The sequence below is a fragment of the Pseudomonas sp. GM18 genome, from assembly GCF_000282195.1.
Lineage (GTDB): Bacteria > Pseudomonadota > Gammaproteobacteria > Pseudomonadales > Pseudomonadaceae > Aquipseudomonas.
The window spans coordinates 1-20,424 of the sequence record NZ_AKJT01000002.1 but is presented as its reverse complement, the minus strand read 5'-3'; the positions used below and the strand labels follow the sequence as shown (position 1 = coordinate 20,424).

General features: G+C 58.0%; 23 protein-coding genes. 18 read left to right on the top strand and 5 right to left on the bottom strand.

What is annotated here, in order from left to right; translation table 11 throughout:
- Positions 1 to 26: 26 nt before the first annotated feature.
- From PMI21_RS27135 to PMI21_RS27145, 3 genes are read right to left on the bottom strand one after another with little or no spacing between them, the layout of a single operon-like run.
- Positions 27 to 608: a cob(I)yrinic acid a,c-diamide adenosyltransferase gene (locus tag PMI21_RS27135; RefSeq protein ID WP_007933293.1), complete on the bottom strand. Its 582-nt coding sequence runs from the start codon at positions 606 to 608 to the stop codon at positions 27 to 29.
- Between the two features lie 2 nt (positions 609 to 610).
- The gene (locus tag PMI21_RS27140; RefSeq protein WP_033063774.1) at positions 611 to 2,647 is read right to left on the bottom strand and encodes a sensor histidine kinase; all 2,037 of its coding nucleotides are present in this window, start codon (positions 2,645 to 2,647) and stop codon (positions 611 to 613) included.
- Between the two features lie 45 nt (positions 2,648 to 2,692).
- Positions 2,693 to 3,610, bottom strand: coding sequence for a putative 2-dehydropantoate 2-reductase (locus PMI21_RS27145; RefSeq protein WP_007933290.1), 918 nt, complete (start codon positions 3,608 to 3,610; stop codon positions 2,693 to 2,695).
- A 140-nt stretch (positions 3,611 to 3,750) separates the two neighbouring features.
- Between PMI21_RS27145 and PMI21_RS27150 the strand changes: the two genes are divergently transcribed.
- Together PMI21_RS27150 and PMI21_RS27155 are read left to right on the top strand one after the other, a co-directional pair.
- Entirely contained in the window at positions 3,751 to 4,236 is a 486-nt protein-coding gene (locus tag PMI21_RS27150; RefSeq protein ID WP_007933288.1) for a YajQ family cyclic di-GMP-binding protein, read from the top strand.
- A gap of 137 nt (positions 4,237 to 4,373) precedes the next feature.
- Positions 4,374 to 5,216, top strand: a complete 843-nt coding sequence (locus PMI21_RS27155; RefSeq protein WP_007933286.1) for a mechanosensitive ion channel family protein — start codon at positions 4,374 to 4,376, stop codon at positions 5,214 to 5,216.
- 142 nt (positions 5,217 to 5,358) lie between these two features.
- Here the strand turns inward: PMI21_RS27155 and PMI21_RS27160 are convergent, their stop codons facing one another.
- Positions 5,359 to 6,702 carry an OprD family porin gene (locus PMI21_RS27160; RefSeq protein WP_007933278.1) on the bottom strand — a complete coding sequence of 448 codons (1,344 nt, stop codon included), beginning with the start codon at positions 6,700 to 6,702 and terminating at the stop codon, positions 5,359 to 5,361.
- An 897-nt stretch (positions 6,703 to 7,599) separates the two neighbouring features.
- On the opposite strand from PMI21_RS27160, the gene PMI21_RS27165 reads away from it, so the two are divergent.
- Together PMI21_RS27165 and PMI21_RS27170 are read left to right on the top strand one after the other, a co-directional pair.
- The gene (locus PMI21_RS27165) at positions 7,600 to 8,025 is read left to right on the top strand and encodes an HIT family protein (protein WP_007933275.1); all 426 of its coding nucleotides are present in this window, start codon (positions 7,600 to 7,602) and stop codon (positions 8,023 to 8,025) included.
- Positions 8,026 to 8,028: 3 nt separating this feature from the next.
- The gene (locus PMI21_RS27170) at positions 8,029 to 8,235 is read left to right on the top strand and encodes a SlyX family protein (RefSeq protein ID WP_007933273.1); all 207 of its coding nucleotides are present in this window, start codon (positions 8,029 to 8,031) and stop codon (positions 8,233 to 8,235) included.
- 61 nt (positions 8,236 to 8,296) lie between these two features.
- Here PMI21_RS27170 and PMI21_RS30000 read toward each other — a convergent pair whose 3' ends face one another.
- Positions 8,297 to 8,899 (bottom strand): cold-shock protein, encoded by a 603-nt coding sequence (locus PMI21_RS30000; RefSeq protein WP_007933271.1) that lies wholly within the window; start codon positions 8,897 to 8,899, stop codon positions 8,297 to 8,299.
- A gap of 463 nt (positions 8,900 to 9,362) precedes the next feature.
- Here PMI21_RS30000 and PMI21_RS27180 point away from each other — a divergent pair, with 463 nt between their 5' ends.
- The 14 genes from PMI21_RS27180 to PMI21_RS27240 all read left to right on the top strand — a co-directional run.
- On the top strand, positions 9,363 to 9,701 hold the full coding sequence (locus PMI21_RS27180; RefSeq protein ID WP_007933269.1) for a ribbon-helix-helix domain-containing protein: 339 nt from the start codon (positions 9,363 to 9,365) through the stop codon (positions 9,699 to 9,701).
- Between the two features lie 136 nt (positions 9,702 to 9,837).
- Positions 9,838 to 10,059 (top strand): FmdB family zinc ribbon protein, encoded by a 222-nt coding sequence (locus tag PMI21_RS0127785; RefSeq protein WP_010457489.1) that lies wholly within the window; start codon positions 9,838 to 9,840, stop codon positions 10,057 to 10,059.
- Positions 10,060 to 10,181: 122 nt separating this feature from the next.
- The gene (gene aspS, locus PMI21_RS27185; RefSeq protein WP_007933264.1) at positions 10,182 to 11,957 is read left to right on the top strand and encodes an aspartate--tRNA ligase; all 1,776 of its coding nucleotides are present in this window, start codon (positions 10,182 to 10,184) and stop codon (positions 11,955 to 11,957) included.
- Positions 11,958 to 12,077: 120 nt separating this feature from the next.
- Complete coding sequence (locus PMI21_RS27190) at positions 12,078 to 12,824, top strand: YebC/PmpR family DNA-binding transcriptional regulator (protein WP_007933262.1); 747 nt, start codon at positions 12,078 to 12,080, stop codon at positions 12,822 to 12,824.
- Positions 12,825 to 12,990: 166 nt separating this feature from the next.
- Positions 12,991 to 13,515: a crossover junction endodeoxyribonuclease RuvC gene (gene ruvC / locus PMI21_RS27195; RefSeq protein ID WP_007897036.1), complete on the top strand. Its 525-nt coding sequence runs from the start codon at positions 12,991 to 12,993 to the stop codon at positions 13,513 to 13,515.
- Positions 13,516 to 13,630: 115 nt separating this feature from the next.
- Positions 13,631 to 14,242, top strand: coding sequence for a Holliday junction branch migration protein RuvA (gene ruvA, locus PMI21_RS27200; RefSeq protein ID WP_007933256.1), 612 nt, complete (start codon positions 13,631 to 13,633; stop codon positions 14,240 to 14,242).
- Positions 14,243 to 15,304, top strand: a complete 1,062-nt coding sequence (gene ruvB / locus PMI21_RS27205) for a Holliday junction branch migration DNA helicase RuvB (RefSeq protein ID WP_007933248.1) — start codon at positions 14,243 to 14,245, stop codon at positions 15,302 to 15,304.
- A 128-nt stretch (positions 15,305 to 15,432) separates the two neighbouring features.
- Positions 15,433 to 15,900 (top strand): tol-pal system-associated acyl-CoA thioesterase, encoded by a 468-nt coding sequence (ybgC, locus tag PMI21_RS27210; RefSeq protein WP_007933231.1) that lies wholly within the window; start codon positions 15,433 to 15,435, stop codon positions 15,898 to 15,900.
- Positions 15,890 to 16,585, top strand: a complete 696-nt coding sequence (tolQ, locus tag PMI21_RS27215; protein WP_007933230.1) for a protein TolQ — start codon at positions 15,890 to 15,892, stop codon at positions 16,583 to 16,585. Before ybgC ends, tolQ begins: the two co-directional genes overlap by 11 nt.
- A gap of 23 nt (positions 16,586 to 16,608) precedes the next feature.
- On the top strand, positions 16,609 to 17,061 hold the full coding sequence (tolR, locus tag PMI21_RS27220) for a protein TolR (RefSeq protein ID WP_162130322.1): 453 nt from the start codon (positions 16,609 to 16,611) through the stop codon (positions 17,059 to 17,061).
- Positions 17,061 to 18,140, top strand: a complete 1,080-nt coding sequence (gene tolA, locus PMI21_RS27225) for a cell envelope integrity protein TolA (protein ID WP_007933228.1) — start codon at positions 17,061 to 17,063, stop codon at positions 18,138 to 18,140. The genes tolR and tolA overlap by 1 nt, the downstream gene beginning before the upstream one ends.
- Before the next feature lie 29 nt (positions 18,141 to 18,169).
- Positions 18,170 to 19,438: a Tol-Pal system beta propeller repeat protein TolB gene (gene tolB / locus PMI21_RS27230; protein ID WP_007933227.1), complete on the top strand. Its 1,269-nt coding sequence runs from the start codon at positions 18,170 to 18,172 to the stop codon at positions 19,436 to 19,438.
- A gap of 52 nt (positions 19,439 to 19,490) precedes the next feature.
- A complete protein-coding gene (pal, locus tag PMI21_RS27235) occupies positions 19,491 to 19,988 on the top strand; it encodes a peptidoglycan-associated lipoprotein Pal (protein ID WP_003178634.1) in 498 nt (165 codons plus the stop codon).
- 6 nt (positions 19,989 to 19,994) lie between these two features.
- A partial coding sequence (locus PMI21_RS27240; RefSeq protein WP_007933225.1) for a YbgF trimerization domain-containing protein occupies positions 19,995 to 20,424 on the top strand: 430 nt, incomplete at its 3' end.

Below are 20,424 nucleotides of genomic sequence, written 5' to 3'. Positions count from 1 at the left end.
CATTCCCACGCGGAGCGTGGGAACGATCAGTTGGAAGGTTTCGCCGCCGCTTGCCAAAGAATCTCGGCAATCCCCTGTCGCCTGGCAATCAACCGCGCCGCCACAAACAACAAATCCGACAACCGATTGATATACGCCAGGCCAACCCCGGCCAACGGTTCAATCGCATTCAACTGCTGACAGCGGCGTTCGGCACTGCGCGCCAGGCTGCGGCACACGTGGGCCTGGGCAATCAGCGCCGAACCGCCGGGCAGAATGAAATTCTCCAGCGGCCCCAGCTCTTCATTCCACACATCAATGGCCGCTTCCAGCCGTTCGATTTCTGCCGTGTTCAGTGCCTGATATGCAGGCATCGCCAGTTCGCCACCGAGGTCGAACAACCGGTGCTGGCAGGGCGCCAACACCTCGATCACTTCACTAAGCCCGGGAAACTCGCCACTTTGCGCCGCCAATCCGGCCAACAGCACGCCCACCTGGCTGTTCAGCGTATCGACTTCGCCAATAGCCTCGATTCGCGGATGGTCCTTGGGCACCCGGCGACCGTCGCCAAGCCCGGTTTCGCCTTTGTCGCCGGTGCGGGTGTAAATCTTCGACAAACGAAAGCCCATGGTTACCTCGACAGCTGATTGAGTTCTTGAGAGTTCACCGCAGTGCCCGACAACGGCAGGCGCAAGGTGAAACAGGTGCCTTGGCCCAGCGTCGATTGCACTTCCATCTGGCCTTTATGGTTGTTGGTGATGATGAAATACGAGACTGAGAGCCCAAGGCCGGTGCCCTGACCGATTTCCTTGGTGGTGAAGAACGGTTCGAACGTGCGTTTGCGCACGCTTTCGCTCATGCCGATGCCGTTGTCCTCGACCTGGATTTCCGCCCACGGCGGATTCAGTTTTGTACGCAGAATGATCCGCCCCGGTTCGCGGTCGTCTGCGCGCTGGTGAATGGCTTGCGCGGCGTTTTTCAGCAGGTTGAGCAGCACCTGTTCCAGTTCGTTGGCGGTGCCGGGTACCGGGCCCAGTGCCGGATCGAACTGGCGAATGATCGCCTGGCCCTTGAAGTCGAAGCCAATGGCCAGGTCGAAGTCGTTGCCGGCGATTTCTACCGCTTGATCGATCAGCGCCGGCAGGTCGCACGGCGCCATTTGCCGAGTGCTGCGGCGGCTGAAGCTGAGCATGTGGGTCACGATCTTCGCCGCCCGGGCGCCAGCCTGCTGAATGCCGTCGAGCAGCTGCGGTACTTCACGCGCTTTCAGGTACTTATTCACCGTTTCCAGTTCGATGCCCATTTGCTCGGCCTGTTCGAGGTTCTTCGGCAGGTCGGGGGACAGACGTCGACGAATGTTCTGGACGTTGTGCAGGATCGCGCCCAGCGGGTTGTTGATCTCATGGGCCATACCGGCGGCGAGGCCGCCGACCGAGAGCATTTTTTCCGACTGCACCATCATTTCTTCCAGGGACAGGCGCTGGGTGATGTCGTCGATCCGGATGACCACGCCACGCCCGGCGCCGCCCATCAACGGGTAGAACGTCAGGGCGTAATGCCGGGGGTCGTCGTCCTTGGACCAGGTAACGCGTTCGATCTTGGCCACCGTATGCTGCTCGACGGTTTGCTTGAGCTGCGGCAGGAATGGCTTGAGGGGTTTGAAGGCGAGGAAGATCGGCTGGTTCAAGGCTTCGTCCAGGCGCGTGCCGGACAGGGCGCTGGCCTCCTGATTCCATTGGGTCACGTAAAGCTGCTCGTCGAGGGCGATCAGTGCCGATGGCATGGAGTCGATGATGCTGTTGAGGTAGTTCTGGAAACCGGTGAGTTTTTTCTCGATCTTGCTCCGCACCTGAACTTCCAGTTCCAGCTTACGGTTGGTGTGACGGGTTTCTTCGGCCAGCCCCTGGGCCTGGTCGTAAGCTGCCTGGGAATCGTCGCGGGCACGCTTGAGCTGCTGTTCCCGGGCTTCGATGCGCGAGAGCATGGTATTGAACGCTTCGGCGAGGCTGCCGATTTCGTCGTGGTTGCCGCGAGACGCGCGCAGGGCGTAGTTCTCTTCCCGGGTGACTTGCCGGGACAGCTCTTCGAGCTGATGGATGGGGCGGGTAATCAGGCGTTTGATCTGCCGGGCGATCACCAGCCACAACAGCACGCTGAAAATCAGAATCCCCAGGCTGGCGGTCAGGGTCCCGGTGTAGAACGCCATCGGCAATTCGCTGCTGGCCACCAGTAGCAGATGCCCCGGAGCGGTGCCGGGGCGGGGCAGGGTGATCACTTGATTGCTGCGAAACTCCGTGGCTTGCCAGGCTTCGAGGTGCCGGTAGTGCTCTGGCAGGCTCAGCGTGTCGCCGTGTTGCAGCTCCGCCAGGCGCACACCCGTGCCGTCGTAGAGGGCCGCCGCACGCAGCGGTGAATAGCTGTTGAGTTCGTTGAGCAGGCGTTCGGCGTTTTGCGGCGACTTCAGGGCGTCGGACACCAGGCTCGGGTTGGACACCAGTCGGCCGATGGTCTGCAGGGCCTGGGGGGCCATGCTTTCCTGGGAGATGTAATACGCGGCGCTGATAAAGGTCAGGTTGGCGACCAGTAAAACGGTGGTCAACAGCACCAGCAGGGCGGCCAGCAGTTTCTGGCCGACTGGAAGGTTTTCTAGGCGCTGGCGCAATGGCATCAGGTTCATCGCTGGAAAGGAACAAGTGGCCAGCGTAGCCGCTGCTCAGTCGCTGGGCAATCCAAGGCTGCGCAGATGAGCGATCAAGCGCTGCTGCAATTGATTGAGGTGGGGCAGGTTCAACTGATGCCGCGAGGCAACTTTGCAGGCATGGCCCAACAGGTAGCTGATTTCGGTGCGGCGCTGATTCGCGACGTCCTGGTACATCGAGGAGAAATTGGTCGCGGTAGCCTTGATCACCCGTTCGACTTCCTCCTGGAGGTTTTCGGCCGCTGCCGGCTGGCCGCAGCGCTCCAGCAGTTCGGTGAGTTCGGCGCACAGGGTGGCCACTTCGCACTGATGCTGCTGCAAACCGCCGTTGCGGCATTCGTGCAGGACGGTCAACGGGTTGATCGCACAATTGAGCGCCAGCTTGCGCCATAGCCTCGTGAGAATGTCGGTGCTCCACTCATGGGGAATGCCGGCGTCGCTCAAATCCTCCAGCCAGAACGGTGCCACCGGATGGCCAGCATCTCCCAGCCAGGTGTAACCATGACCGGCAAACACCACACGCCAGTCGCCATCGCGAAACGCGCCTTCGGTACTGGAGGCGAAGATGCAGCGGGCATGCGGGACTTGCGCGGCGACGGCGTCCTGGCTGCCAAGGCCGTTTTGCAGCAGGATCAGTTCGGCATCCGGGGTCAGGCGGTGGGCGAGCCGGGCCACGGCTGTTACGGCATCGTAGGCTTTGCAGGCCACCAGCAAACGGCTGATCGGCCCGTCGCTGTCGGCTGTTTCGCCGGGCACCGGGTACAGTTGCGCTTCGCCGTGCTCGACCAGCGTCAGCCCGCCCGCCGCCTGATAGGCCTGCAGGCGTGCCGCGTCTCGTACGATCAGCCTGACCGGCACTGAGGCCCGTGCCAGACGGGTGGCCCACAAGGTGCCGAGGCTGCCGGCGCCCAGAACATGCCAAGGGGTCGACATCAGCTTTTTGCTCGGTTTGATGCTGGCATGTGAGGCTCGCAGTATCGGTTGGAAAAGACCCGTTATAATGAGCCCGATTTTAACCGCAAGCCAAGCGCGCTCCTTCGTTATCGAGCGCGCCTTTTTATTGGAGAGATTACATGCCGTCGTTCGACGTGGTATCCGAACTGGACAAACACGAAGTCACCAACGCGGTCGAGAACGCCGTCAAGGAACTCGATCGTCGTTATGACCTGAAAGGCAAGGGCAGCTTCGAGTTCAAGGAAAAGGAGCTGACCGTCAACCTGACCGCTGAAGCCGATTTCCAGCTCGAAGCGATGATCGAGATCCTCAAGCTGGCCCTGGTCAAGCGCAAGATCGACGTGCAATGCCTTGAAGTCAAGGATGCCTACGCGTCGGGCAAGCTGATGAAGCAGGAAGCGGTCCTCAAGGAAGGCATCGACAAAGAGCTGGCGAAGAAAATTGTCGCCCACGTCAAAGATGCCAAGCTCAAGGTCCAGGCTGCCATTCAGGGTGAGCAGGTGCGTATCACCGGTAAAAAGCGTGACGATCTGCAGGAAGCCATCGCCGCCCTGCGCGCCAAAACTTTCGACATGCCGCTGCAGTTCAATAACTTCCGCGACTGATCTTTCAAGCGGGAACCTCTCGGCGATTTCGACGTCCGAGGCCCAAGCAACGGCAGAAACGATCGAGCCTTAAGGGGTTCGATCTTTCTGCCGCTCATTTTTTGCGTGCCGGGTAGCCGGAAATCAGGAGAAAGAAGATGGATTTGAATACTGAAGTGGACAACCTGGTCAAGGCGTCTCAAGCCTGGATTCCGATGATCATGGAATACGGCAGCCGCGTGTTGCTGGCGGTGATCACCCTGGCCATTGGCTGGTGGCTGATCAACAAAGTCACGCAAAAACTGGGTGGCCTGTTGGCGTTGCGCAACGCCGACCTGGCGCTGCAAGGCTTCATCAGCAGCCTGGCGAACATCATCCTCAAGGTTCTGTTGATCGTCAGCGTGGCGTCGATGATCGGAGTGGAAACCACCTCCTTCGTCGCGGCGATCGGTGCGGCCGGCCTGGCCATCGGTTTGGCGCTGCAGGGCAGCCTGGCGAACTTTGCCGGCGGCGTGCTGATCCTGTTGTTCCGTCCGTTCCGTATCGGTGACTGGATCGAAGCCCAAGGTGTTGCCGGTACTGTCGACAGCATCCAGATCTTCCACACCGTACTGCGCACTGGTGATAACAAAACCATCATCGTGCCTAACGGTAATCTGTCGAACGGCATTATCACCAACACTAACCGTCAGCCGACCCGCAAGGTTGTGTTTGATGTAGGTGTGGCTTACGAAGCGGACTTGCAAAAGGCCCGTGAAGTGTTGCTGGAACTGGCCAAGGATCCGCGAGTATTGGCTGAGCCGGCACCGGAAGTGGTGATTTCCACACTGGGCGACAGTTCGATTACTGTTTCCCTGCGGGTGTGGGTGAAAACCGCTGACTATTGGAATGTGATGTTCATGTTTAATGAGCATTCGCGCGATCGCTTGAAGACTGCCGGCATCGATATTCCATTTCCGCAGCGGGTTATTCGCGTGGTGCAGGAATCGGCAGCGGTGTAAGGATTAGGCGATCAACTAATGTCTGACCTCTTGGTCAAACATTTTGCAAGCCCCGATCCTTTAAGCACAATGCTGTAGCCAATAAAAAAGGCCCATCCGAAGATGGGCCTTTTTTTGATTACCGCGAACTGGCTTTCGGCAATTACAGAACCGAAATCGGGTAGTCGACGATCAGGCGGAACTCGTCGATGTTACCTTCAAACGCGTCGTCCTGGTTGGCGCGATGCCATGCTTGACGAATACGGAAGGACAGATCCTTGGCCGGGCCGGTTTGAACGACGTACTTGGCTTCGAGGTTGGTTTCGTGGTGTTTGCCATCTGCACCGTACATGCCGGCATAGGTACTGCCCGCCGGTGTGTTGGTACCGTCGATGTCCCAACCTTTCACGTAACGGGCCATGAAGCTCAGGCCAGGTACGCCGTATTCGGCCATTTTCAGGTCATAACGGGCTTGTACCGATTTCTCGCCTGGGGCGTTGAAGTCAGAGTACTGGATGGAGTTGGCGAGGAAGATCGAGTCGCCACCGCGGTTGTTTTTACCCACGCCGACATAGTCGAACGGAGTATCGCCATTCACTTTCTGGAAGCCCAGGGTAACGGTGTGCGCTTTCAGGAACGAGTAAGCAGCGGCCAGCGAGTAGGCGGTGTTGTTGATTTCGCCTGCTTTAGCGCTACCGGTGTCCCTGGTGTTGTAGATGTTACCGTCGAAGTTGATCGACTGATCGCCACCCAGTGCGAGGGTGTAGTTCGCGTTGGCGTAATACTGGTTCCAGATGTCTTCGAGCTTGGAAGCGTAGAGCGACACACTCAGGTCTGGGGTAATGCCGTATTTGCCACCGAGGTAGTCGATCGAGTTGGCAGCTACGCCATCACCTTGGTTCGCGTAGGTCGCCCACAGATCGCCATTACGGGCGTTGCGATCCTGGCTGGTCGCCGAGTAGAAGTGACCGCCTTCGAGGTCAAGGTCTTTGACTTCGCTGCTCTGCAGTTGGATACCGCTGGCAGTTTGGTGAAGGATGCGGGAGCCGCCAACAGCGAACACCGGGGAAGTGCTTGGCTGCATGTCGCCGATTTTCAGCTCGGTCTTGGAGATGCGGAACTTGGCGGCAGCGCCGGCTTTGCCCTGGTTGTTTTCGACCTCGCCATCATTGCCCACGGGCATGTTGCCGGTACCCGAATACTTGTCGGAACCGTCCAGCTTAATGGCCAGTTGACCCCAAGCTTCAACGCCAACGCCGACCGTACCTTGGGTGTAGCCCGAGCTGTACATGCCCTGGATGCCCTGGGTCCAGTCTTTGTCGTCGGTTGCGCGGTCTTTCTTGTTACGGTTGTAGTAGTAGTTGCGAACCAGCAAGTCGAGCTTGCTATCTTCAACAAAACCTTTGGCTTCAGCCTGGTCACTTACGAAAGGTGCGGCCGTAGCCAATTGAGTACTGGCTGCTGCTGCAACTGCCAGTGCGATCATGCTCCACTTCATCACGCGCATCGTGATTTGCTCCTTTGGTTTTTAGAAGAGTACTGCCGTCCCACCTGTTTTATTATCTGGGCGGCTCTTTCTTTTTGTGTCGGCGCAAACTTATATCACGCCGACCCTGTTGGCGATACTTGCGTATCTAACCTTTCAGCTTCTTTACGACCCTGTCGCAATTGGCTGGGTAGATGTCGCAAATTCACAGTCCCGACGCAATCGGACTGACAACTTCAGCGCTGTTTTCCAGGGCTTGAGCATCGGTAAAAAAGAGTCCCTGATCCTGCACTTGAATCTCCATCGGGCAATCCTGCCACTGTTTTTATTGGTCTTTAGGCTTCCACTTCCAGCGGAGCGCTTATAGACGATATGGGTGTTAATGCAACAAGCGTGCACAAACCAGAATTCTGTTGCTGTTTTTTTCCGAAAGCCTGCTTGTTGCTGTAAAAACCTCATAAAACCGGGGGGTTCAAGCTCGTTTCTCTTAGGCTTGACGCCATGCTTTGCATCGTGTTTAGCGCATGGAACCGGTGACGAGACAACCAAAAACGTTACCGGTTCACCCCGCCAGTGAGTAGTTGGCGGATGCTGACGCACTGAGCGTAGACGCATTGTGCGGTTTTGGTGCAAAAAATTTTATTTCCTGTACTGAATTCACACATTGTCGCTTTGCCGTGGGTTTGAACCGCACGTTGTTTGTGGGGTATTTCGGCGTTTTTTCTGTGGTGGCCGGGGCTGTCATGGTGCGTCCAGGATCAAAATGACTCATGTCGGGGCGCCCGGAGGACGGTGCCGGCGGCAGTTCGTCGTGAAGCGTGTGGCGTTCGCAGGTATGCTGCCGTCCTGTCGTTTGGTGCGCCGTCTTTCGGTAGGGGCGCTAAGCTGAAAAAAGATGCCCAGAGGGGAGTGTGCGCTGTGTTCGCTTTAGATCCACGACTTCAACAAGACACGTTGCCAATCGGCGATTTCCCGCTCTGCCGGTTGCTGCTGTCCAATGATTCGAACTACCCCTGGTTCATCCTCGTGCCACGCCGCGAGGATATCAGTGAAATATTTCAGCTGGATGGCGCAGATCAACAGCAGCTGTGGAGGGAAACGACTGAACTGGCGGAAATCCTCAAGGACTCGTTCGACGCGGACAAGTTGAACGTCGCGGCCCTGGGTAACGTCGTCAATCAGTTGCACATGCATGTGATTGTGCGCAAGCGTGAGGACGCCGCCTGGCCAGCCCCGATCTGGGGCAAACAGGAGGCCAAGCCATACAGTTCAGAGCAGATCGCGACGATTCGCGAACGACTGCGTCTGGTGTTGACCGACGATTTCAAGTTTCTGGAGGGCTGAATCATGAGCCTGGACGAACGCGTTACCGATCTGGAAAGCCGGCTGGCGTTTCAGGATGACACCATCCAGGCATTGAATGATGTGCTGGTGGCGCAGCAGCGGGTGGTCGAGCGTCTGCAGCTGCAAATGACAGCGATGCTCAAGCGGCAGGAGGAAATGATCGGCCAGTTCGAGTCCTTCGAAGAAGAGGCTCCGCCGCCGCATTACTGAAATGCAGGGCATAAAAAAACCGCGAGCAGCCTGGCTGCTCGCGGTTTTTTTTAGCCTTGAATCAGCGGCGCGGCAGTGCGGCGATCACATCTTCGGCTTGCAGGCCTTTGTCACGATTCATGACAGAGAACTCCACGCGCTGGCCTTCTACCAGAACGCGGTGGCCTTCACCGCGAATCGCCCGGAAATGCACGAAAATATCATCGCCGGAGTCACGGGAAATAAAGCCGAAGCCTTTGGAGGTGTTGAACCATTTGACGGTGCCAGTATCGCGGTTGCTCATGTCATAGCTTGGCGCGGCGGCGGCCGGTGAAGATTTGTAGAAGCTGATGGCCAGGTGCAGGAATACGGCGATCAGGGCAACGACCAGGCTGAACAGAACGGCAGGTTGACCGGCGATGACAGGCATCGGGGCGATCAGCGTCAGGGTTTGCAGCACGACAGCCAGAACCAGCAAGGCGCTGACCAGGTTTTGCAGTTGATGACGCGGGCCTTTGTTCCAGTAAGGGATAACAGGCGCGAGAGTGAGGTTGAGCAGGCCGAAAAAGGCCAGGTACAGCGCATCAGGTTGTTGCAGGTAAGGTACAGCTTCGGATCGCAGGCTAGGGATGAAGGACAGCAGCAGGGCTGCTGCGCCCATTAGCAGGTGGACGATTTTCAACATTTTGATTAACTCACGTTAAGACGGATCACAAGGAAGAGCTGATGGAGCACGGTTCGCTTCAGAACAATAAGAGGCGTTGGGCACGTACCTGGCATCAGCCTATGCGCAGCCCCCGGAAAATAGGCGGTAGCGACACACTGCCTATTTAACAGCAAAGCCTTCGGCTACTCAAATCAGGCGGTCCGGCGGTGCTTCCATTGGCGTGGTGCGCGGATGACGCTGCCGAGTGTTATTCGCGCGCTGTGTTTCTCGGATCTTTCGCCTTTTCGTTGAGTGATGTTGCGTCAGTTTTCGTAGGAAGTCGTCCGGCCTAGGACGAGCTCCATGATCGCCCCTCCGTTGTTGGCTTATCCTACGTTGATGGTCATAAAGTCATCTGGATATACCGTTGTGGCTGCGCTTTTATAAGGAAACAGAATATGGCCCTTACAAGCAGCAAGGATGACAAAGGAGTGTCAACGGTATGGTTCATGACGACAGACAAGGTGAGGGGAGGATCGGTCCACTCAAGGATATAAGGATTGATTCACTTGTCAGCGAATTCGATATGGGGCTGGCCCAGCCCTTATCCCGGTCAGTGCGTTTGAATGGCTTTGCGACCTGTTTGCGGCTTGAGCAGGTCTATTGGGATATTTTGGGCGACATGGCCAAGGTCAATTGCTGCTCGGTCAGTGCGCTGTTGTCCCATGTGGATCGCGAAGTGCACTTGCGCCATGGCGGGGTGAAAAACTTCACTGGGCTGGTGCGGGTTGTCTGCGTCGTGCACAGCCTGAAGGAGGGCAGTTGCCCCGTCATGGCTTAGCGAGAGCAGCTGAATGAGTCGAGTGTCGGTCTGTGCAGTCTTACGGCTGCACAGGCTGCATTTAATGGATATAATCCCGCTCTTTGCCGCAAAGCCCTGCGTGCGCGGTAGCAATCTGATCGCCGAGACAACCCCCATGCCGATGTACGATTACCAATGTGCTTCCTGTGGTCATCAGTTGGAAGCCATTCAAAAGATCAGCGCAGCACCGCTGGTCGACTGCCCTGCCTGCCAGGCGCCAGAGCTTAAAAAGATGTTGTCCATGCCCGGTTTCCGCCTCAGTGGCACCGGCTGGTACGAAACCGACTTCAAGACCGGTTCCAAGAAAAATCTGGCCGGTGGCGACAAAGCTGACTAGGGTCTAGCGCCCGGGTTGAACGACACGCGCGAGCTCTTGCATCATCTGGCACCTTATTCAAGTGCGGTGGTGCGGCAAGACCTCCACCCGAATTTCGAATTACGAGAAGTGAAACCACTACCATGATGCGCAGCCATTATTGCGGCCAACTGAACGAAAGCCTGGAAGGCCAGGAAATTACCCTTTGCGGATGGGTTCACCGTCGCCGTGACCATGGCGGGGTGATTTTCCTCGATATCCGTGATCGTGACGGTCTGGCCCAGGTGGTGTTCGATCCGGACCGTGCCGAGAGCTTCGCCGCCGCCGATCGCGTGCGCAGCGAGTACGTCGTGAAGATCACCGGCAAGGTTCGCCTGCGTCCGGCCGGTGCAACCAACGCCAACATGGCGTCGGGCATGATCGAGGTCCTGGGCTACGAGCTGGAAGTGCTGAACGAATCGGAAACCCCGCCGTTCCCGCTGAACGAGTTCTCCGACGTTGGCGAAGAAACCCGCCTGCGTTATCGCTTCCTTGATCTGCGTCGCCCTGAAATGGCCGAGAAGCTGCGTCTGCGTTCGCGCATGACCACCAGCATCCGCCGCTATCTGGACGAGAACGGTTTCCTCGACGTCGAGACGCCGATCCTGACCCGTGCAACTCCAGAAGGCGCGCGTGACTATCTGGTGCCGAGCCGTACTCACGCCGGTTCGTTCTTCGCCTTGCCGCAATCGCCTCAGCTGTTCAAGCAGCTGCTGATGGTGGCCGGCTTCGATCGTTACTACCAGATCGCCAAGTGCTTCCGCGACGAAGACCTGCGGGCTGATCGCCAGCCGGAATTCACCCAGATCGACATCGAAACCAGCTTCCTCGATGAAAAAGACATCATGGGCCTGACCGAAGGCATGATCCGCAACCTGTTCAAGGAAGTGCTGGACCTGGAGTTCGGCGAATTCCCGCACATGACCTTCGAAGAAGCCATGCGCCGCTACGGTTCCGACAAGCCAGACCTGCGTAACCCGCTGGAACTGGTGGATGTTGCCGATCAGCTCAAGGAAGTCGATTTCAAGGTGTTCAGTGGCCCGGCCAATGACCCGAAATGCCGTATCGCCGCCTTGCGCGTTCCAGGCGGGGCGAGCATGCCGCGCAAACAGATCGACGATTACACCAAGTTCGTCGGCATCTACGGTGCCAAGGGCCTGGCGTACATCAAGGTCAACGAGCGTGCTGCCGGTGTTGAAGGTCTGCAGTCGCCGATCGTGAAAAACATCCCGGAAGCCAACCTGAACGTGATCCTCGATCGCGTGGGTGCGGTCGATGGTGACATCGTGTTCTTCGGCGCCGACAAGTCGAAGATCGTCAGCGAAGCCCTGGGCGCGCTGCGGATCAAGCTGGGCCATGACCTCGAGCTGCTGACCTGCAAGTGGGCGCCAATGTGGGTCGTCGACTTCCCGATGTTCGAAGAGAATGACGACGGCAGCTTCAGCGCCTTGCACCACCCGTTCACCGCGCCGAAGTGCACTCCTGAAGAACTGGAAGCCAACCCGGCTGGCGCTTTGTCCCGTGCCTACGACATGGTCCTGAACGGCACCGAGCTGGGTGGCGGTTCGATCCGTATCCACCGCAAGGAAATGCAGCAATCGGTCTTCCGTCTGCTGGGTATCAACGAAGCGGAACAGGAAGAGAAATTCGGCTTCCTGCTCGACGCCCTGAAATACGGCGCGCCGCCGCACGGTGGTCTGGCCTTCGGTCTGGACCGTCTGGTGATGCTGATGACTGGCGCCCAGTCGATCCGTGAAGTGATCGCCTTCCCGAAAACCCAGAGTGCTGCGGACGTGATGACGCAGGCTCCAGGCGTGGTAGATGCCAAGGCGTTGCGCGAGCTGCACATTCGTCTGCGCGAAACGCCAAAGGCAGAGTAAGGCTGACCGCAAAGGCGCATCCTTTTGGGATGCGCCTTTTCTTTAGGTCGAGATTTTTTGTTGCTGGCCGACACTCCCTGTGTGGCGGGCGATGTTTCAAAGAGAAATTCGGAGCGAGTTATGGCGGGTCATTCCAAGTGGGCGAACATCAAGCACCGCAAAGAACGTCAGGATGCCAAGAAGGGCAAGATCTTCACCAAGTGGATTCGTGAACTGACGGTCGCTGCCCGTCAGGGCGGCGGTGATCCGGGCTCCAACCCGCGTCTGCGTCTGGCGCTGGATAAAGCGCTGGGTGCGAACATGAGCCGCGACATCATCGACCGCGCGGTGGCCCGTGGTGCCGGCGCTGCCGATACCGATGACATGGTCGAGCTGACCTACGAAGGCTATGGCCCGGGCGGCGTGGCGGTGATGGTCGAATGCATGACCGACAACCGCAACCGCACCGCAGCCGCTGTTCGCCATGCGTTCAGCAAGTGCGGCGGCAACCTCGGCACCGACGGTTCGGTGGCTTATCTGTTCGAGCGCAAAGGGCAGATTTCCTTCGCGCCAGGGGTTGATGAAGACGCGCTGATGGAAGCAGCCATGGACGCCGACGCCGATGACGTGGTGACCAACGAAGACGGTTCCATCGACGTGTTCACCTCGTTCGCCGGCTTCTATTCAGTGCGCAACGCCTTGGAGGCCGCAGGCTTCAAGGGCAGCGATGCGGAAATCGTCATGTTGCCGACCACCAGTGCCGAACTGGATCTGGAAGGCGCCGAGAAGGTTCTCAAGCTGATCGACATGCTCGAAGACCTGGATGACGTGCAGAACGTGTATTCCAACGCCGACATCCCGGAAGCGGTGGCCGCGCAACTCGGTTGATGCATCGATAAAGATCGCAGTCTTCACCTGGCCCCTACGCTGTACCTGTAGGAGCTGCCGAAGGCTGCGATCTTTTAATTTAAAAGCTGAAAATCAAAAGATCGCAGCCTTCGGCAGCTCCTACACAGTTATCCTCAGCCAACCGCGATCTCTTTCTGCAGGCGTTATGACTTTAATTCTTGGAATCGACCCCGGTTCGCGCATCACCGGTTATGGCGTGGTACGTGATACCGGACGAGGCTGCGTGTACGTGGCGTCGGGCTGCATTCGCACGGGCTCCGGCGAGCTGCACGAGCGCCTGCAAATCGTCTACCGGGGTGTGCGCGAGGTGATCCAGACCTACGGCCCGGTAACCATGGGCATCGAAAAGGTCTTTATGGCCCGCAACGCCGACTCGGCCCTCAAGCTCGGCCAGGCCCGCGGCGCAGCCATCGTGGCCGGCGCCGAAGAAAGCCTGGAAATCGCCGAATACACCGCAACCCAGGTCAAGCAAGCGGTGACCGGTACAGGCGGGGCAAATAAAGAACAAGTGCAAATGATGGTCATGCACATGCTGAAACTGACCAGCAAGCCGCAAATCGATGCCTCGGATGCCCTGGCCATCGCGATTTGCCACGCTCACACCCGTTCCAGCCTGTTGCCCCATGGCCTGGGCACGGCACGCAGTCGTGGCGGGCGCCTGCGTCTCTGATAGCATCAGCAATCATTTTTTGTGGGATGAGGGTTTTGCGCCTGTGTTGTCGGCGCAAAACCTTTGTTCTGTCAGTCGCCAGCACTGATCTGGCCAACGCTCAAGGATCTGAAACGTGATTGGACGCTTGCGCGGCACTTTGGCTGAGAAACAGCCGCCGCACCTGATTCTGGATGTAAACGGTCTGGGGTATGAGCTGGAAGTGCCCATGACCACGCTTTATCGCTTGCCGTCGGTCGGTGAACCGCTGACCTTGCACACCCATTTGGTCGTACGCGAAGACGCGCAGTTACTCTATGGCTTCTTCGGCAAGCGTGAGCGAGACTTTTTTCGCGAACTGATCCGTCTCAATGGGGTGGGGCCGAAACTGGCGCTGGCCCTGATGTCGAGCCTGGAAGTCGACGAGTTGATCCGTTGCGTGCAGTCCCAGGACACGTCGGCACTGACCAAGGTGCCGGGCGTCGGCAAGAAGACCGCCGAGCGTTTGCTGGTGGAGCTCAAGGATCGCTTCAAGGCCTGGGAAACCGTACCGAGCATGTTTGCATTGGTACCAAACCAGCCGGATGCGCCTGCACAGCAAGTCGCTGCCGCCGAAAATGACGCGGTCAGCGCGCTGATTTCCCTGGGCTACAAGCCGCAGGAAGCCAGCAAGGCGATTTCCGCGATCAAGGAGAAAGGTTTGAGCAGTGAAGACATGATTCGTCGTGCCCTGAAGGGAATGATCTAAGTGATTGAAGCTGATCGTTTGATCGCCGCCACGGGTGGCCCCCGTGAGCGCGAAGAAGTCCAGGACCGGGCGATTCGTCCCGTCAGCCTGGCCGAATACATTGGCCAGCCGACCGTTCGCGAGCAAATGGAGTTGTTTATCCAGGCCGCGCGCGGGCGCAATGAATCGCTGGATCACACGCTGATTTTCGGCCCGCCGGGCCTGGGTAAAACCACCTTGGCCAACATCATTGCCCAGGAAATGGGCGTGTCGATCAAAAGCACCTCGGGGCCGGTCCTCGAGCGTCCTGGTGATCTGGCTGCATTGCTGACCAACCTTGAGCCCCATGACGTGCTGTTCATCGACGAGATCCATCGGTTGTCGCCGATCGTCGAAGAGGTGCTGTACCCGGCCATGGAAGATTTCCAGCTCGACATCATGATCGGCGAAGGGCCGGCCGCGCGCTCGATCAAACTCGATTTGCCACCGTTTACCCTGGTCGGCGCTACCACCCGTGCCGGTATGCTGACCAACCCGTTGCGCGACCGTTTCGGGATCGTCCAGCGCCTGGAGTTCTACAGCACCGCCGACCTGGCAACGATTGTCAGTCGTTCGGCGAACATTCTCGGTTTGCCGCTGGACCCGGAAGGCTCCTTTGAAATCGCCCGGCGTGCCCGTGGCACGCCGCGGATTGCCAACCGCTTGCTGCGCCGGGTCCGGGATTTCGCCGAGGTTCGTGCCAAGGGCCATATCACCAAACCGATCGCCGACCTGGCCTTGAACCTGCTGGATGTCGATGAGCGTGGCTTCGACCATCAGGACCGACGCCTGCTGCTGACCATGATCGAGAAGTTCGACGGTGGGCCGGTGGGGGTGGACAGTCTGGCCGCTGCAATCAGCGAAGAGCGCCACACCATTGAAGACGTGCTGGAGCCGTACCTGATCCAGCAGGGCTACATCATGCGCACACCGCGGGGGCGGGTGGTGACCCGGCATGCGTATTTGCACTTTGGCTTAAACATTCCGTCACGAATGGGCGAGATGCCCGTGGTAGACGAGTTCCTCGATGCAGTGGACGATTAATCACCTTTGCGCGCTGATTTATTCGGGGTTTGTGCTGTCCCACGACGGTACTTTCGCCAGAAAGCCGCGAATCAATGAAAAAACAGTTGCCTGGCCGGATTGGCAACCTGAGGAGTAAGCACTAGAGTATGCGCGCGCAAAACGGGCTTGAGCCGTTCGCACATCGTTGTCGCGTTTATTACGAGGACACCGATGCCGGCGGCATCGTGTATTACGTCAATTACCTCAAGTTTATGGAACGGGCTCGAACCGAGCGGCTCCGGGAGCTGGGCTTTGCCCAGTCGGCGCTGGCAGGGGAGGACCTGTTGTTCGTCGTGCATTCCAGCGAAGCGCGTTACCACGCGCCGGCGCGACTGGACGACGAACTGCTGGTAAGCGCTGAAGTAATTGAATTGAACCGGGTCAGCCTGCGCTTCAAACAGCAGGTCAGGCGGGCTACGGATAATGTGCTGCTCTGCGAAGGGCAGTTTCTGGTGGCCTGTGTGCGCACTAACAGTTTGAAACCCCGGGCCATTCCCGAAGCTCTACGTGCGGCCTTTGCCGACGTGAGCGGCGCGGGTACACACTCAAAGCAGGAGATAAAGCGTGGAAGCTAACGTCGTCGACCATTCCTCCATGTGGAGCCTGGTCAGCAATGCCAGTGTCGTGGTGCAACTGGTAATGCTGATCCTGGTAGCCGCATCGGTGACCTCGTGGATCATGATCTTTCAGCGCAGCAACTTGCTGCGCGCCGGTCGACGTGCCCTGGAGAGCTTTGAAGAGCGCTTCTGGTCCGGTATCGACCTGTCCAAACTCTACCGTCAGGCTGGCAGCAACCCTGATCCGGATTCCGGCGTCGAGCAGATTTTCCGTGCCGGCTTCAAGGAGTTCTCCCGTCTGCGTCAGCAGTCGGGCGTTGATCCGGAAGCGGTCATGGAAGGCGTGGCGCGTGCCATGCGCGTAGCCATCTCCCGCGAGGAAGAGAAACTCGAGCAGAGCCTGCCGTTCCTCGCCACCGTCGGTTCCGTCAGCCCGTACATCGGTCTGTTCGGTACGGTCTGGGGCATCATGAACTCCTTCCGTGGTCTGGCGACTGCCCAGCAAGCGACCCTGGCCACTGTGGCCCCAGGTATCGCCGAAGCACTGATTGCTACCGCGATCGGTCTGTTCGCCGCCATCCCGGCCGTTATCGCCTACAACCGTTTTGCTGCCCGCAGCGAAACCCTGCTGGGCCGCTACTACACCTTCGCCGACGAATTCCAGGCGATCCTGCACCGCAAAGTGCACACCAGCGAAGAATAAGCAGGTAATTTCCAATGGCTTTAATCGCTCGAGCTCGCAAAAAGCGCAAGCCGGTTGCCGAGATGAACGTGGTGCCTTACATCGACGTGATGCTGGTACTGCTGGTCATCTTCATGGTGACCGCACCGATGCTCAATCAGGGCGTGAAAGTTGATCTGCCCAAGGTTTCCAGCGAAGCCTTGCCGCAGGACAACAACACTCAGGTCCTGACTATTTCGATCAAGGCTGACAAGACCTACTACTGGAACCTTGGCAGCGAAGTCGACACCGAAAAGCAGCAGGACAAGGCCTTGACCTTGCCGCAAATGACTGACGCCGTGACCAAGATCATTCGCGTTGGCAACGGTAACGGCAAGCGTACCCAGGTGTTCATCCGCGGTGACAAGACCGTCGATTACGGCGCCGTCATGGGCGCCATGGGCGGGTTGCAGAAGGCCGGGGTCGGTAATGTTGGCTTGATTACCGAGGCGCCCTGATGCAGCAACTGCGAGAGCCGTCCGCCTCGGAAAGCTACTTCTGGCCTAGTGTCTGGGCGATTGTCTTGCACGTGCTGGTGTTCGGCATGCTGTTTGTCAGTTTCGCCTTCACACCGGAACTGCCGCCGGCCAAGCCGATTGTCCAGGCAACCCTGTACCAGCTGAAATCGAAAAGTCGGGCGACCACCCAGACCAATCAGAAGATCGCGGGTGAAGCGCAGAAATCTGCTGCGCGTCAGACCGAAGTCGAGCAGATGGAACAGAAGAAGGTCGAGCAGGAAGCGGTGAAGGCTGCGGAACAAAAGAAAGAAGAAGCGGCCCAAAAGGCCGAGGAAGCCAAGAAGGCCGACGAGTCGAAGAAAGCGGAAGAGGCGAAAAAGGCTGATGAAGCCAAGAAAGCCGACGAAGCGAAGAAGACCGCCGAAGCCAAAAAGGCCGAAGAGAAACAATTGGCTGATATAGCCAAGAAGAAAGCCGAAGAAGAAGCCAAAAAAGCTGCCGAAGAAGAGGCCAAGAAAGCGGCCGCTGAAGAAGCGAAGAAAAAAATCGTCGAAGACGCGAAGAAGAAAGCCGCCGAAGACGCCAAGAAGAAAGCTGAAGCTGAAGAGGCGAAGAAGAAAATCGCCGAAGACGCGAAGAAGAAAGCGACTGCCGATGCTGCGAAGAAGAAAGCGCAGGACGCGGCTCGCAAGTCGGTAGAGGACAAGAAGGCTCAGGCTCTGGCTGACCTGCTGTCCGATAAGACCGAGCGTCAGCAAGCTTTGGCGGATGAGCAGGGCGATGAAACCGCGGGCAACTTTGATGATCTGATTCGTTCGCGAGCATCTGAAGGTTGGGCACAGCCACCGTCGGCCCGCAAGGGCATGAAGGTGATTCTGCAAATCAACATGCTCCCTGACGGAACGATCTCCGGTGTTTCGGTTGCTCATTCCAGCGGTGACGTGCCGTTCGACAGTTCTGCAGTCGCGGCTGTAAAAAATATTGGTCGATTGACCGAAATGCAGGGTCTGAAGCCAGCTGATTTCGCACCCTATCGTTCATTCAAGATGACATTCACACCTGAGGATCTAGCCTTGTGAGAAACCTTCTTCGAGGACTGCTTGTAGTCATGTTCTGCTTTGCAGGACTGGCCACGGCAGATGAAAAAAATATCCTGGTCAGCAGTGGCAGCTCCCAGGCCACGCCAATTGCCGTTGTGCCTTTCGGCTTCCAGGGCGGTTCCGTCCTGCCGGATGACATGGCTGAAATCATTGGTAACGATCTGCGCAACTCGGGCTACTACGCGCCGATTCCAAAGCAGAACATGATCAGCCAGCCAAGCCAGCCGAGCGAAATCATCTACCGTGACTTCAAGGCACTGGGTGCCCAGTACGTCATGGTCGGTAGCATTGTTCCGGCGGGCGGTCGCCTGCAGGTGCAATACGGGCTGTTCAACGTCGCCACCGAGCAGCAAGTGCTGACCGGCAGCGTGTCGGGCGGCGTCGATCAACTGCGCGACATGGCGCACTACATCTCCGACCAGTCGTTCGAAAAACTCACCGGTATCAAAGGTGCGTTCTCGACGCGTCTGCTGTACGTGACGGCCGAGCGTTTCTCCGAGAAGAACACTCGCTACACACTGCAACGTTCGGACTACGACGGTGCCCGTGCCGTGACGCTGCTGCAATCGCGCGAGCCGATCCTGTCGCCGCGTTTCGCACCGGATGGCAAGCGCATTGCCTACGTGTCGTTCGAGCAGAAGCGTCCGCGCATTTTCATGCAGAACATCGACACCGGTCGCCGTGAGCAGATCACCAACTTCGAAGGCCTGAATGGCGCGCCAGCCTGGTCGCCGGATGGCAATCGCCTGGCATTCGTATTGTCGAAAGACGGTAACCCGGACATCTACGTGATGAACCTGGGTTCGCGTCAGATCACCCGTGTCACCAATGGTCCTGGCATCAACACCGAACCGTTCTGGGGTAAGGATGGTTCGACCATCTACTTCACCTCGGACCGTGGCGGCAAGCCTCAGATCTACAAAACCAGCGCAGGCGGTGGTGGTGCGGAACGTGTGACCTTCATCGGTAACTACAACGCCAACCCTAAACTGTCGGCCGATGAAAAAACCCTGGTAATGATTCACCGCCAGGACGGTTTCACCAATTTCAAGGTGGCGGCCCAGGATTTGCAGCGCGGTAGTGTAAAGATCCTCACTGATAGCACTCTGGACGAGTCTCCTACTGTTGCGCCCAACGGCACCATGGTAATCTACGCCACCCGCCAGCAGGGCCGGGGAGTCTTGATGCTCGTGTCCATTAATGGACGCGTGAGGCTCCCGCTTCCTACCGCACAAGGCGAAGTCAGAGAACCGTCCTGGTCCCCTTACCTGAACTGACGCGGCGCTATACGTTTTACTTAACACACTGGGGTTCATTAGGAGTTTCACGATGGAAATGCTGAAGTTTGGTAAATTTGCTGCGCTGGCTCTGGCCATGGCTGTAGCTGTAGGTTGCTCGTCCAAAGGCGGCGACAACGCCGGTGAAGGCGCTGTAGATCCAAACGCTGGTTACGGCGCAAACACTGGTGCAGTTGACGGCTCCCTGAGCGAAGAAGCTGCTCTGCGCGCAATCACCACCTTCTACTTCGAATACGACAGCTCGGACCTGAAGCCAGAAGCCATGCGCGCTCTGGACGTTCACGCCAAAGACCTGAAAGCAAACGGCGCTCGCGTTGTTCTGGAAGGCAACACCGACGAACGTGGTACTCGTGAGTACAACATGGCACTGGGCGAGCGTCGTGCGAAAGCCGTTCAGCGCTACCTGGTACTGCAAGGTGTTTCCCCAGCTCAGCTGGAACTGGTTTCCTACGGCGAAGAGCGTCCAGTTGCTACCGGCAACGACGAGCAGTCCTGGGCTCAAAACCGTCGCGTCGAACTGCGTAAGTAATTCGTCATGCGAACGTGCCGTCGTGCTGTAACTGTTTTGGCTCTCAGCCTCGCACCGCTTGCGGTGTGGGCTGCGGTTCCTGTGGTCGAGGACAACTCCGGCTATAACAATAGCGGGAGCAGTTATCCGCCTGCGGGTTACGGTACGAACGGCGCCTATGCCGGGGGAGGGGTTTCGGCCCCTGTCTCGGCACAGGGCGAGCTGTTCAACCAACTGCAATCGATGCAGGAGCAGATCTCGCGCCAACAAGGCATCATCGAAGTTCTGCAAAATGATGTAGCGCGCATGAAGCAAGAGAACCTGGAGCGATATCAGGATCTTGATCGGCGCATAGGAACCGGCGTTGCACCAGCCGCGACTCCTGATAATTCTTCCACCGGTGGCAATTTGAATGCCCCCGGTGCAGCAGTCGGCGCAGGTGTGGGAGCGGCAGGCG